Origin of the sequence: Kitasatospora sp. NPDC086009 (genome assembly GCF_044540385.1) — a bacterium.
GTDB lineage: Bacteria > Actinomycetota > Actinomycetes > Streptomycetales > Streptomycetaceae > Kitasatospora.
The window spans coordinates 446,667-459,395 of record NZ_JBITSA010000006.1; the positions used below are offsets into that span (position 1 = coordinate 446,667).

The following is a 12,729-nucleotide window of genomic DNA, read 5'->3' on the forward strand; positions in this document are numbered from 1 at the left end:
CCGTCACTACCCTCACTTCGGCCACTTCAGCGCTGCGACCTGCCCTGGTTCGTGCCCTGATAGCCCTTCGCTCAGCGCACTTGTGTCTGTATATATGATTTTCGGTGCACGGCTTCGGGGGCGCCGTGGCCAACCGAACGGAGTGCGATGTCCGACATCACCACCGAGGAGTCGCGCCGTGACGGCGTCGATCCGATCGTCCTGGCGCTGGCCGCGGCAGCCGCGGTGCTGGCCGCGCTGACCGTCAGGATCCTCCTGCTGGACAGTGAGTCGTCGGACTACTACTACTTCCTCGGTCCGTGGTACCGCTACATCGCCGAGAACGGCGGCTTCAACGCTCTCAGCCATGCGGACTTCTCGGACTACAACGTCCCGTACCTCTACCTCATGGCCGCGCTCACCTACCTCCCGGTGACGGCGCTCGCCGGGATCAAGTGGGTCTCGATCCTCTTCGACCTCGCCCTGGCGTCCTACGTGTTCCGCATCGTGGAGCTGCGGTGGCCGCAGCGGCCGTGGCGCGCCCTCGGTGCCGCGGTGGTCGTGCTCTTCCTGCCCACGGTCGTCACCAACAGCGGCTGGTGGGGCCAGGCCGACGCGATCTTCACGACCTTCCTGGTGGGCGGCGTCTACCACCTGCTCCGGGACCGGCCCACCTGGGCGTGCGCGTTCTTCGGGATCGCGCTCGCGTTCAAGCTCCAGGCCGTCTTCCTGTTCCCCGCCCTGCTGGTGCTCGTCCTGGCGAACCGGATCCCCTGGCGGAGCCTGTTCGCCGCCGTGGCCGCGTACGTGGCCCTCGACATCCCCGCCTTCCTGCTCGGCGCGGACCCGTGGCAGCTGCTGACCGTCTACACCCGGCAGCCGGACACGTACAAGGACCTCACGCTCTACGCGCCGTCGGTGTACCAGTTCGTCTCCGTCCCGCAGGACGCCCAGGACACCGCGCGGGGCATCGGCGTCGTGGTCGCCGGCGTGGTGGTCCTGGCGCTGGTGGGGCTCGCGGTGCGGGCCCTGCGGCAGGCCGGCGCCGCCGCGGCCGGCCAGGCGGGGCGGCGGGTGCTCACGGACACCCGGATCCTGCTGCTGGCCACCGCCTCCGCGATCGCGGTGCCCTTCCTGCTGCCGTCGATGCACGAGCGCTACTTCTACATAGCCGACGTGCTCAGCGTGATCGTGGCCTTCCAACTGCCCCGGCAGCTCTGGTACCTGCCGGTGCTGGTGCAGCTGTCCTCGTTCGGCAGCTACCTCAAGTTCATCAACCGCGACGTGGACCCGTACCTGTCGATGCCGGCCCACGGCGTCCTGATGCTGTTCGCCCTGATCGCCGTCCTCCGGGTCACGGTCGCCGACCTCCGCCACCGGCCCACCGTCCCGCTGCCGCACCAGGCCGACGGGGGCGAGGCCCCGCCGACCCCGGCGCCGATCCCCCGGGCGACCCCGGCCACCTGACCACCCGCCCCGTAGTCGGTCGAGCTTCTCGGACGCCGCCAGGGCATTCCTGGCGGCTGAAGGCCCTCGGCCAGTGGCTCAGGTGACGGTCCGCCCAGCGGTCGTGCAGCACCTGCGGTCTGGTGACCGGGACGACGGTCAGTACCCCGTCGAGGCCCTTGAAGTCGTCGGGATTCGTCGTGAACAGAGGAAGGCCCTCGGCAATGGCGGCGATCATCAGATCCGCCACGCGTCGGCGAGGCTTGCGGCCGCTGCTGATGACGGCAGCGCAGACGCGGCCGTAGATGCGGGCCGCCTCCGTGTCGAACGGAATGGGGTCGAACTCGTTCTCCGCACGTTGGAGCACGTGGAGTCGTCGGGCACGTTCGGCGTGCTCGTCGTAGTCGTTCTGCTCCTCGTTCCTGCGGGCCTCATGCGGTCCCGAAGAGAGCTCGGCCAGCGTGATCGCCGTGATGGCCATCTCTGCGGGTAGCTCGTCCGGGTCCACTCACTTGCGCAGGATCATGATGTCGGTGTCCAGGATGCCTTGTGGGATGTCACCGGCCATAGGGGTCATCCGTCTGCTGGTCGGCCAAGGCGTCCTGGTCGGCGCGGAAGGAATCCAGGGAGATGTCCGGGGCGCTACGTGACATGGCGGTGAACTCGCTCCGTGGGACGAATCGTCGCCGCCTTCGTAGCGGGATCAGCTCGCCGATCCGGTGCCCGTCACGTGTCACCGTGAAGGAGTGGCCTGCCTGAACGGCGTCCATGATCTCCTTCGACCGACTTCGCAGCTCTCTTTGAGTGATCTCGGGGTGCACTGACATGAATTCAGCATATTTCCCGCTGTGCCACCCTGTGCTACCGCGTGGCACGGGACTCGGAACGCCCTTGGCGCAGGCGGCCCCGCCGCCGGTGGTTACCGGGGGCCGGGGAGGCGTAGGGCCAGGCCGTCGAGGATGACGTTCAGGCCGTAGGTGAACTTCTCGTTGCGCAGGGCCACCGGGTCGACGCCGATCGCCGCCGCGTACGCGGCGGAGAGGTGCTCGGTGTCGGCCGCCGCCTCCTGGGCGGCGGGGATCAGCCCCTCGATGAACTCGGCCTCGGTCTGGCCGGAGCGGGCCACCGTGGTCAGCCAGGCCGTCTCCGTCGTGCTCATCCCGATCACGTAGGTGATCACGGTCTCGATCGCGCGCTCCGGCTCGGGGAACCCGGCGGCGACGAACAGGGCGGCCACGCGCTCGGAGTAGGCCTTCAGGTTGGGGCCGAGGTAGGCGAGCCCCGCCTGGCCGAGGACCGAGGCGAGCCACGGGTGCCGCAGCGCGGTCGCGCGGAAGGACTCGGCGGCCTCGGCGACGGCCTCCCGCCAGTCGGGGCTGTCGGCGGGCGGGACGGTGCTCTCGCCGAAGACCTCGTCCACCGCGAGCTCCATCAGCTCGTCCTTGGTGGCCACGTGTCGGTAGAGGGACGTCGCGCCCGCGTTCAGACGGGCGCCGAGCTTGCGCATGCTGAGCGCGTCGATGCCGTCGGCGTCCAGCACGGCGATCGCCTCCCGGACGATGGCGGCCCGGTTGAGCGCCGGCTGCTCCGCCTCCCGCTGCTGCCGTGCCCAGACGGACGGGGCCGGGTTCGCCCTGGTGGCCATGAGGTTCTCCTCTTCACATCTTCCTGCGTACGCCGTGCGCATCCAGCGTACAGGTGCAGCGGGTTGCGCACACTGTTCCGGTCTGCGTACAGTGTGCGCAGCGAAGGAACAGTGTGCGCAACTCGGAGGGACAACCCATGGAAACCCGCAACCCACGTCGTTGGTGGATCCTCGTCGTGCTCTGCCTCAGCACGCTGGTCCTGGTGATCGACGGCATGGCGCTCACGGTGGCGGTGCCGTCGATGACGGAGTCCATCGGGGCGAGCGCCCAGGACACCCAGTGGATCCTCGACTCCTACATCCTGGTCTTCGCCGGGCTGCTGCTCACCTCGGGCAGCCTCGGGGACCGGTTCGGCCGCCGCAAGGTGATGATCATCGGCCTGCTGCTGTTCGGCGCCGCCTCACTGGCCGCGACCTACTGCACCAGCCCCGGTGAGGTCATCGCGGCCCGCGTCGCGATGGGTGTCGGCGGTGCGCTGATCATGCCGTCCACCCTCTCCATCCTGATCACCGTCTTCGACGAGGACGAGCGCAGCAAGGCGATGGCGGCCTGGGGCTCGGTGTCGATGCTCGGCCTGGTCGGCAGCCCGGTGCTCGGCGGCGTCCTGATCGACCACTTCTCCTGGCACTCGATCTTCTTCATCAACGTCCCGGTCGTCGTCCTCGCCGTCGTCGCCGCCCTGACCCTCATGCCGGAGTCGAAGGGCCCCTGGCAGAAGGCCGACCCGCTGGGCGCGGTGCTCTCCGCCGTCGGCATGACCGCCATGATCTGGTGGATCATCGAGATCCCGCAGCACGGCGCCTTCGACGGCCGCTCCGCCGTCACCCTGATCGTCGCCGTCGTCGCCCTCGGCGGGTTCGTGATCTGGGAGAACGTCACCTCCGAGCCGATGGTCCCGCTCGCCCTGTTCAAGCACCGCAACTTCAGCGGCGGCTCGCTCTCGCTGACCCTCGTCCAGATCGGCAACGGCGGTCTGCTGCTCGTCCTCACCCAGTACCTGCAGTTCGTGCTCGGGTACTCCCCGGTCAAGGCGGGCCTCGCCTTCGTGCCGCTGGCCGTGGCCGCGCTGATCGGCAACGGCGCCGGTGCCGGGCTCGCCGCGAAGATCGGCAACCGCCTGCTCGTCCTGGTCGGCATGCTGCTCATGGCCGCCGCCTTCGGCCTCCTGAGCACGGTCTCCGCCGACGCCGGGTTCACCCTCCCGGCCGTCGCCCTCGGCCTGCTCGGTCTCGGCGCCGGGCTGGCGATGCCGGCCGCCATCGGCGCCCTGATGGGCACCATCCCCGCCGAGAAGGCGGGCGTCGGCTCCGCCCTGAACGACACCATCCAGCAGGCCGGCAGCGCGCTCGGCATCGCCATCCTCGGCTCCCTGCTCTCCAGCCGGTTCGCCCGGGAGATGCCCGCCGACAGCTCCGCGCAGGCCAAGCGCTCGATCGGCGACGCCCTGGCCGCCGCCGGCGGGGACGCCGGACTGGTCCACTCCGCCCGGGAGGCCTTCACCTCCTCGATGTCGACCACCTTCACGATCAGCGCGGTCGGCGTCCTCGCCGCGGCCCTGCTCGCCACCCTGGTCATGCGGGACAGGAAGGCCGCGCCGGCCGACGCCCAGGCGGAGGAGGCCACGCTGGCCGCCTGACGCCCCGCCCGTCCGCCGGGAAGGCCGGCCACCCGCTCCGGGTGGCCGGCCTTGTCGACGCGTGGGCGCGGCCGGGGGTCAGTCCTCGGTCGAGGTGGGGGTCCAGCCCACGCGGTCGTCCTGGTAGAAGTAGCCCGGTGCGCCCTTCAGGCCCATGGTGCGGAAGGGCTTGTCGTTGGCGTCCTTGACGGTCTGGGTGCCGTGGCTGCTGCCGCTGCTCCACTCCAGCTCCAGGTACCAGCTGACGTCCTGCCCGGCGGTCCCGGCCTCGACGTTCAGCACCTGGGGGTCGGTGGCCGAGACCCGGTAGGGGAAGTCCGAGACGGTCTTGGCCTTCACCTCGCCCTCCTGGGCGGGGACGGCCACCGGCCGGGGGGCCGCCGCGTCGAGGTCGACCGAGAAGGCCGCCGGGGTGATGCTGCCGCCGCAGCCGGAGCCCATCATGTACGCGTTCCACTTCGGGGCCGGGCGGGTGCTGACCACGTGCACGTAGAGGGCGTGCAGGACGACCGGGACGGCGGAGTCGCCCTGCGCCGTCACCTGCAGCCGCAGGTGCCCGGCGGGGACGGCCTCCTGAGCGGCCGCCCAGCTGTCCGTCCGCTTGGGGCTCGGGGGCGCGGGCACCGAGCGCGGCGCCTTGGCGGTCAGGAACCACTGGCCGCAGGGGCTGCCCCAGTTGTCGGTCAGGACGTTGACCTGGAACGGGGCCGGGGTGGCCGCGCTCGTCGCGGCGGTGGTCGCGGCGGGGGTCACGGCGGTGGTCGCGTCGGACGCCGGAGCGGACGGCTGCCCGGCGACCGGGGCCGGGGCCGCCGGGGTGGAGGGGGCGTCGGCGGCGGTCGGGGACGGGGGAGCCGCCGACGGGGTGCCGCCGTGCCCGCTCGGGACGAGGAGCGGGATCGCGGCGGCGACGAGGGCCACGGCCGCCGCGCTCAGCAGGATCCGCGGGTACGGAAGCCTGCGGCGCCGGGTCTCGCCGTCGGCGGGGGCGCCCTGGGGGCTGCGCGCGGAGTGCAGGGCGTCGACGGGCGGCAGCGTCGCCTCCTGGGCGGTCGCCGGAAGCGGGGCGTCGGGGGCTTCAGGGGCCACGGTGACCACAGGGGTCGGCTGCGGCTCGGCGGGCTCCGGCCGGACCGGTTCGCGGGCGGGCTCACGGCGCCGGGCCGCGTCCGCCAGGATCCAGCGGCGGTGCAGTTCGACGAGCTCGTCCGCGCCCGCCCCGCAGACCCGGGCGAACCGCTCCACCGGCGCGTACTCGTTGGGGACGGCGGCGCCGTTGCAGTAGCGGTGCAGCGTGGACGTGCTGACGTGCAGCCGGGTGGCGAGCGTGCCGTAGCTGCGGCCCGAACGGTCCTTCAGCTCCCTCAGCATCGACGCGAACTCGTCGGTCTCCACGCTCATCCGGCGCCCCCCTCGTTCCGGTCCGGCGTTCCAGGCGGCACCGAATCCGCAGATCACGGTACCTGTCGCCGTTCCAGCGTCCCGAACTCCCCGGGGGGTCTGGCGGCCGGGACGCCTTCCGGGCCACTGTGCGGTGCAGCGGCGGTCCGCCCTTCGGCCGAGGGGGTCCGCCCGTACCGACCGAGTCCTCAGCGGAGAAGAGCAGCCACGTGTCCGTCCACCTCCACCGAATCCTGATCACCTGCGCGCTGCTCCTGCTCGGGGCGGGCGCCCTCCGGGCGCTGCTCCGGCGGCCGGGCCCGCGCCGGGCCGGTGCTGACGGGGGCCGCCCGGTGGCCGATCGGCCGGAGCCGGGCGGTGGCGCCCGGCGCTGCTCCGGTCGGGTGGCGCGGACCGGGGGCAACTGCCGCGGCCCGGTCCGTCCGGTGCCCCGCCGCTGCCGGCTCACCGGGCCGGGGGCCGTGCGGCACTGACGGGCCGCCCGTCGGCCGGGGCGTCAACGTGGTGGCTCCCTGCGCCACTTTCGGGTCCGGGCGCCGTGCCGGCCGCCCCCGTCAGGGCTTCTGCCCGCCCACCCGCCGCCGGTGCCCGGTCCGCCGGCCCGGGATCCGCGGTGGGACCCGATCGTGGGTACCGGAACCGCGAGCGCCGGTGCCCTTTCGACCCTCTGCCCCTTCGCCCCTCTGCCCCTTCGCCCCTCTGCCCCTTCGCCCCTCTGCCCCTTCGCCCCTTCGGCCCTTCGGCCTGACCACCTTCGTCCCGACGACCTCCGCCCTGAGCGATCCGCCCGAGAGAGATGCGAGCCCGCCCGATGCGCAAGCCGTACCGACGCCCGTTGACCGTCCTGCTGGCCTCCGCCGCCCTGGTGGCCGTCGCCGCCACCCCGGCCGCCGCCGTCCACGGGGGCACCGACACCACCACCGCCGCCAACCCGTTCGTCGTGGCCCTGGAGACGGCCGGCGGCGAACAGTGGTGCACGGGTGCCCTGATCGCCCCCACCAAGGTGCTCACCGCCGGCCACTGCGTGGCCGAGGCCGACGACCCGACCACGCTGCGGGTGATCGCCGGCCGGACCGACCTGACCGGCCACGGCGGGCAGGTGCGGCGGGTGCGGAGCGCCGCGGTCGACCCCCGGTACACCTCCGCCCTGGACCACGACTCGGCCGTCCTCACCCTGGACCGGCCGCTGAACGCGCGGACCGTCCGGGTCGCGACGAACCGGGACGAGGCGCTGTACCGGTACGGCCGCACGGCGACCGTCTACGGCTTCGGCCGGACGGGCGACGGCGGCCCGGGCACCCACCTGAAGAAGGCCGCGCTCACGCTCTCGCCGCTGTCCGGCTGCGAGCCCTACACCGGCCCCGGCGACTCCCCGCGGCTGAAGGTCTGCGGCAGCCCCCGGCCCGGGACGGCCGACAGCATCTGCAAGGGCGACTCCGGCGGGCCGCTCGTGGTCGACGGCGTGGTGATCGGCATCGTCTCGACGGGCAACAAGTACTGCGACACCCAGTACCCCGTCTCGGTCTTCACCCGCGCCACCGACGTACCGGCGCAGATCCTCCGCTAGCTCCGGCCGCTCCGGTCGCGCCCCCTTCGGCTGCACCCCCCTCAGGCTGCCCCGCGGGTCAGCCGGCCGGTCGGGTGGCCTGCTGCTCGGCCAGCCGGCGGTGGGCCTCGGGCCAGCCGACGGGGAGCTGCTCGACCGGGGCCTGCCAGTAGGTGAACACGGACTCCCGCATGGTCGAGCGCAGGCCGGTCATGATCGAGCGGTGCGGCTCGGCGCGGGCGAAGTCCTGGAGCGCCTGCTGGCTCTCCCAGGCCGACAGCGTGTAGAAGGTCCGCTTGGTCGGCCGGGCGATCAGCGAGGCGCCGAGCGCGCCGGGCGCGGACTGGATCTGGCGCCAGACGGCGTAGGACTTCAGGAGGAAGCGCGGGACGTCGCCGAGCGAGCGGACCTCGAACCGGGAGGCCATCACGACGGCCTGCGTGCCGGGAGTGGCCGGGTGCGGGGTGATCCAGGGAATCGTGGGCATGGCTGACGCGCCTCCGTTATTGGGTAGTGTCACTATCTATGTTAGACAGTAGAGGTATCCAATAGCTAGGGGAAAGCAGAGCACCGTGCGCATCTCGGAGTTGAGCCGTCGCAGCGAGGTCCCGATCGCGACGATCAAGTACTACCTGCGCGAGGGCCTGCTGCCGCCCGGCCGCTCCACCTCCGCGACCCAGGCCGAGTACGACGAGACCCATCTGCGCAGGCTGCGGCTGGTCCGGGCGCTGATCGGGGTGCGGGGGCTCAGTGTGAGCGCCACCAAGGAGGTGCTGGGCGCGATCGCCGCGCACGGCGGCGAGCAGCACCAGGTGCTCGGCCTGGCGGTCGGCGCCCGGCCGGCCGACGAGGACGCGGCCCGGCCGGCCACCGCCCCGGGCGCGGCGGAGGTCGACGCCCTGATCGCGGAGCTGGGCTGGGAGGTCTCGCCGTACGCGCCGGCCCGGGCAGTGCTGGGGGAGACCCTGGAGACCCTCCGCTCGCTCGGCGAACCCGTCGACCGGCACACCCTGCTCCCCTACGCGGAACTCGCCGCGCGCACCGCCGTCCTCGACCTCGACCAGCTCCGGACCAGCGACGACCCCCTCGAACAGGCCGAACGCGCCCTGCTCCTGACCGTCCTGCTGGAGCCCGCCCTGCTCGCCCTGCGCCGGCTGGCCCAGGAGAACGAGTCCGCCCGCCGAAACGCCTGAGCCGATCAGGTCGCGGGCGAGGCAGGGGGACGGGCGTTCGGGCGTAGGCGGAGGCCAGCTTGTCGCTGGTCATCACCGGCGGCCGCCGGATCCGCCGCATCGAGCTGCGCGAGGCCACCGCGGCGGGCTCGGACGCGGAGCACCGCGAGGAGGACTTCCGGTGAACTCCGCCACCGCGTGACCCTCGTCCACCGCGGTCCTCTCGGAAGGCCAGGTCAGTCCGGGGCCCCGGTGGCCCGGAGGCGGCGCAGGGCCAGGATCAGATTGCCGCTGCCGAACGTCGCGAGCGCGGCGACGCCCCACAGGGTCGCCGCGACACCGGCCCGGTCCAGCACGGCGCCCGCGGCCAGGAAGCCCAGCGGCCCGGCCAGGGCGCTGATCGTGACCACGGCCTGCAACACCTTGGGCCCGAAGCCGTCCGGCAGCCGGGCGGAGAGCAGTCCCATCAGCGGCGCGTTCGCCAGGGGCGCGGCGGCCGCTGACAGGCCGACGGCGACGACGAGCACGCCGGCCGACACGGGCACCAGGAGCGTCCACAGGGGCAGCGCGACGCAGACCAGGGCCGTACAGGCGAGTCGTACGGGGGCGACCCGTGCCGCCAGCACATAGGCGGCCACCGAGCCCACCAGGCCGCCGGCGCCATGGGCGGCGACCAGCAGGCCGCCGACCCTGGCGTCCCCCTCGAACCGGGCGAACGCCAGCACCGGCATGGTGATCATCAGGGTTCGCAGCATCAGCCCGAACACCACGGTGGACAGCATCGCCCGGCTCAGGAACCAGTCGCCGCACAGGTGCCGCACCCCCGCCCACAGGCCTTGGGGCCCGGCCGCGGACCCTCCGGCCCCGCCACCCCCTGCCGGGACGCGGCGCAGCAGCAGCAACCCGGAGAAGGCGAACGAGGCCGCGTCCAGCCACACCACCGATGTGGTCCCCACCAGCGGGATCAGCGCGCCCGCGAGCGCCGGTCCGGCGAACGCCGAGCCGTTCTGCACACCTGCCAGCGCGCTGTTCGCGCGGGCCAGGGAGCGGGCGTGCGGGCTCAGCAGTTCCATCGCCAGCACCCGCTGTGCCGCGTGGTACGGAACGGCCAGCGCCCCGAGCGCCGTGACGATCGCCACGATGACGGCCAGATTGAGCGCGCCCAGGGTCTGCAGCAGCGGGATCAGCGCCACCACCGGAGCGCGGGCGAGATCGGAGACGACCATGGTCCGGCGGGCGCCCAGGCGCTGGATGACCTCTCCGCCCGCGAAGCCGAGCAGCGCCATGGGCAGCACCTGGGCCGCGAAGACCAGGCCCGCCCTGGTGGCCGAGCCGGTGCTCTCCAGCACCAGCCAGGGCAGCGCGAGCATGGTCATCTGGGTGCCCAGCGCCGTCACCGCGCCCGCGACATAGACCGCCGTCAGCGCACGGCTCGGCCTGCCACCCGCTGTGCCGTTCGGCGCTCCGCCGGGTGGGACGGGGGCTGCGTCGGGCCGGGTCGCCGCGATCGTCATCGGGTCGCCCCTCTCTCCTCGGTGGGTCCGGGCCATGTGGTCGCCCAGCACCCTGTCGCCCGCCCACCGTCCGGTGCCAGGGAAGGACCGGCAGCAGCCCACTGTCGGCGCCGCTGCGCCTTCTTCCCTGCCACGCAGCCCGCCCGACCGGCAGTGTGATGGCCGTCGGAGCCCACCACAGCCAAGGCCACCGGCGGCGGAAGCGGACACCGACGAAGGGGGGGACGGCGATGAGCGGCGGTATCGGAACGGCGGTGCACGTCCCGTCCTTCGCCGCCCGCGACGGACGGCGAGCGGTCGAGACCCGGTATGTGGACGGTCTCCCGCAGATCGTGGCCTGGGACCTGACGACGGATCAGCGCCGCCAGGCGACCACCGCACCGCTGGGTGTGGAGACCGCCGCCATCGAGCCGGACGGCCACGGCCTGTGGTGGTTCGACGCCGCTCCCGGCGGTCAAGGCCGCTGGCTGCGCGGGCCGTTCGAGGGCGGGCACCCGCGCCCGGCGCTCGACGGCGTACCCGCCGGGCGGATGCACGGCCTGGCCTTCGACCCCCGCGGCGGCCTCGCCGCCGTCGGCGTCGGGGTCGCGGACCGCTCGCGGCACTACCTCGGCCGACCGGGCGAGCGCGCCCGCCTGGTGGCCGAGGAGCCCGGCTATGCGGCAGTGGTGGGCCTGGCCCCCGGCGGCGGACTGCTGGCCACCGCGGGGTGCCCGGCCGGACCGGCCGCGGTCCGGCTGTGGTCACCGGCCTCCGGCGTTCTCGTGGACGCCATCCCCGGCGCAGCGGGGGACGGCGACGGCGGCGCGGTGTGGGCGCTGGGCTTCCGCCCGGACCTCACCACCGCACGACCGGAACTGCTGCTCGTCCTCGAACGCGCGGGCCGCTACACCCTGGCCTTCTGGCGGCAGGGCGAGGGGATCCGTACGCACGGTCCCGGCTCCGCCCTCGACTTCGATACGGAGATCACCGCCTGCTGGTACGGGCCCGGCCGCACGGCGCTGGTCCAGCAGGACCGGGCGGGACGCAGCCGCCTGCTCCGCGCCGACCTCGACCGCGGTACGACGACGGTGCTTCCCACGCCCGAGGGCACGATCATCGACTTCTCCTGCGCACCCGACCGCACGGTCCACTGCCTGTGGAGCCGCGACGGCGAACCGCCCCGGCCACTGATCTGCCACCCGGAAAGCCCGGAAAGCCCGGAAAGCGCGGAGCACCCGGAACCCCCGGAACGTTCCGGCCGCTCCGGCCACGCCGGCCGCTCCACGACGGCGTCACGCGGCACGGCGCCCGGCGGACCGACCGGATCCAGGCGCCGCGAGCTCTGGACACGCCGGCCGTACGGGCAGATCCACAGCTTCGTGGCCACCCCGCCCGGCGGCAGGGCGGGCCGCCGCCCCTGGCCGACGGTCTTCCTCGTCCACGGCGGACCCCACACCCACGACCGGGACGCCTATGACGCCCGGACCGAGGCCCTGGTCCGGGCCGGATTCGCCGTGGTGCGCACCAACTACCGCGGCTCGACGGGCTACGGCCCCCGCTGGCGGGACGACTTCGGCCACCGGGTCGGCCTCGCCCAGCTCGAAGACCTCGCCGCGGTGCGCGGCCACCTCATCGACGCGGGAGTCTCGGAGCCGGGCCGTACCGGCCTGTGCGGCTACTCCTGGGGCGGCTATCTGACGCTGCTGGCGATGGGCGTCCAGCCCCGGCTGTGGGACGTCGGGCTGGCCGTCGCCCCGGTGGCCGACTACACGGCGGCGTACCGGGCGACGACGCCGGCGCTGCGGGAGGTCGACGACCGCCTCTTCGGCGGCACCCCCGAGCAGGTGCCGCACCGCTATCGCGCGGCCTGCCCGATGACCTATGTGGGCCGCGTACGCGGCCCGCTCTTCCTCGCCGCCTCGGCGGACGACGAGAAGTGCCCTCCGGAACAGATCGAGCGCTATCTCGCCGCGCTGCGGCGCCGCGACGTCCCGCATCGCGTCCGGTGGCTCGGCGGCGGACACGACGTGGGCCGTGACCCAGCCGGACACGCCGCCGCCTGGGCCGCCATGGTGCGCTACGCCGACGACACGCTGCGCGCCTCCCCCAGAACCGCCGACCGCCGCGACATCGGGCGGACCGGCTCGCACCACCCCGTCCACCACACCGAAGAAAGGTCAACCCCATGAAGCGTCACGGACTGCGCGTCGACCCCATCAGCGCCACCGAGCGGGAGCGCGGGATCATCATTCCGCCGGACCACCAGCTCACCCTGGACAAGGCGGTCCCGGTCCGGCCGAACGGCCAGGCGCGGACCTGCACCACCACCCGCACGGAGAAGAACGCGGAGAAGTAGTCGCCTCTGCAGCGAGCCCCAGCAGCGCCGCAGCGGGGTGCCATGCCCGGC

11 protein-coding genes and 1 pseudogene are annotated in these 12,729 nt (G+C 73.4%); 6 read left to right on the top strand and 6 right to left on the bottom strand.

From position 1 onward, the window contains the following. Positions 1 to 147 precede the first annotated feature (147 nt). Positions 148 to 1,446, top strand: a complete 1,299-nt coding sequence (locus ACIF6L_RS18475; protein ID WP_396488505.1) for a glycosyltransferase 87 family protein — start codon at positions 148 to 150, stop codon at positions 1,444 to 1,446. 97 nt (positions 1,447 to 1,543) lie between these two features. Here ACIF6L_RS18475 and ACIF6L_RS18480 read toward each other — a convergent pair. From ACIF6L_RS18480 to ACIF6L_RS18490, 3 genes and pseudogenes are all read right to left on the bottom strand, one after another. Beyond that, positions 1,544 to 1,933: pseudogene (locus tag ACIF6L_RS18480) on the bottom strand (type II toxin-antitoxin system VapC family toxin); the annotation flags it as partial. A gap of 49 nt (positions 1,934 to 1,982) precedes the next feature. Next, the gene (locus tag ACIF6L_RS18485) at positions 1,983 to 2,252 is read right to left on the bottom strand and encodes a type II toxin-antitoxin system Phd/YefM family antitoxin (RefSeq protein WP_396488507.1); all 270 of its coding nucleotides are present in this window, start codon (positions 2,250 to 2,252) and stop codon (positions 1,983 to 1,985) included. Positions 2,253 to 2,344: 92 nt separating this feature from the next. Next, positions 2,345 to 3,070, bottom strand: coding sequence for a TetR/AcrR family transcriptional regulator C-terminal domain-containing protein (locus tag ACIF6L_RS18490; protein WP_396488508.1), 726 nt, complete (start codon positions 3,068 to 3,070; stop codon positions 2,345 to 2,347). Between the two features lie 137 nt (positions 3,071 to 3,207). Between ACIF6L_RS18490 and ACIF6L_RS18495 the strand changes: the two genes are divergently transcribed. Next, positions 3,208 to 4,707, top strand: a complete 1,500-nt coding sequence (locus tag ACIF6L_RS18495; RefSeq protein ID WP_359835748.1) for an MFS transporter — start codon at positions 3,208 to 3,210, stop codon at positions 4,705 to 4,707. A 78-nt stretch (positions 4,708 to 4,785) separates the two neighbouring features. Here ACIF6L_RS18495 and ACIF6L_RS18500 read toward each other — a convergent pair whose 3' ends face one another. Further along, entirely contained in the window at positions 4,786 to 6,108 is a 1,323-nt protein-coding gene (locus ACIF6L_RS18500) for a helix-turn-helix domain-containing protein (protein WP_396488509.1), read from the bottom strand. 835 nt (positions 6,109 to 6,943) lie between these two features. On the opposite strand from ACIF6L_RS18500, the gene ACIF6L_RS18505 reads away from it, so the two are divergent. After that, entirely contained in the window at positions 6,944 to 7,675 is a 732-nt protein-coding gene (locus tag ACIF6L_RS18505) for a trypsin-like serine protease (protein WP_352289509.1), read from the top strand. Positions 7,676 to 7,733: 58 nt separating this feature from the next. Here ACIF6L_RS18505 and ACIF6L_RS18510 read toward each other — a convergent pair whose 3' ends face one another. Further along, positions 7,734 to 8,141 carry a DUF3291 domain-containing protein gene (locus ACIF6L_RS18510; protein ID WP_359835754.1) on the bottom strand — a complete coding sequence of 136 codons (408 nt, stop codon included), beginning with the start codon at positions 8,139 to 8,141 and terminating at the stop codon, positions 7,734 to 7,736. 85 nt (positions 8,142 to 8,226) lie between these two features. Between ACIF6L_RS18510 and ACIF6L_RS18515 the strand changes: the two genes are divergently transcribed. After that, positions 8,227 to 8,847 carry a MerR family transcriptional regulator gene (locus ACIF6L_RS18515; RefSeq protein WP_359835756.1) on the top strand — a complete coding sequence of 207 codons (621 nt, stop codon included), beginning with the start codon at positions 8,227 to 8,229 and terminating at the stop codon, positions 8,845 to 8,847. 215 nt (positions 8,848 to 9,062) lie between these two features. Here ACIF6L_RS18515 and ACIF6L_RS18520 read toward each other — a convergent pair whose 3' ends face one another. After that, positions 9,063 to 10,340, bottom strand: a complete 1,278-nt coding sequence (locus tag ACIF6L_RS18520) for an MFS transporter (protein WP_396488511.1) — start codon at positions 10,338 to 10,340, stop codon at positions 9,063 to 9,065. A gap of 230 nt (positions 10,341 to 10,570) precedes the next feature. Between ACIF6L_RS18520 and ACIF6L_RS18525 the strand changes: the two genes are divergently transcribed. Both ACIF6L_RS18525 and ACIF6L_RS18530 read left to right on the top strand, forming a co-directional pair. Beyond that, a complete protein-coding gene (locus ACIF6L_RS18525) occupies positions 10,571 to 12,511 on the top strand; it encodes an alpha/beta hydrolase family protein (RefSeq protein ID WP_396488513.1) in 1,941 nt (646 codons plus the stop codon). After that, positions 12,508 to 12,678, top strand: a complete 171-nt coding sequence (locus ACIF6L_RS18530) for a hypothetical protein (protein WP_329489686.1) — start codon at positions 12,508 to 12,510, stop codon at positions 12,676 to 12,678. The genes ACIF6L_RS18525 and ACIF6L_RS18530 overlap by 4 nt, the downstream gene beginning before the upstream one ends. The last annotated feature ends 51 nt before the right edge of the window (positions 12,679 to 12,729 follow it).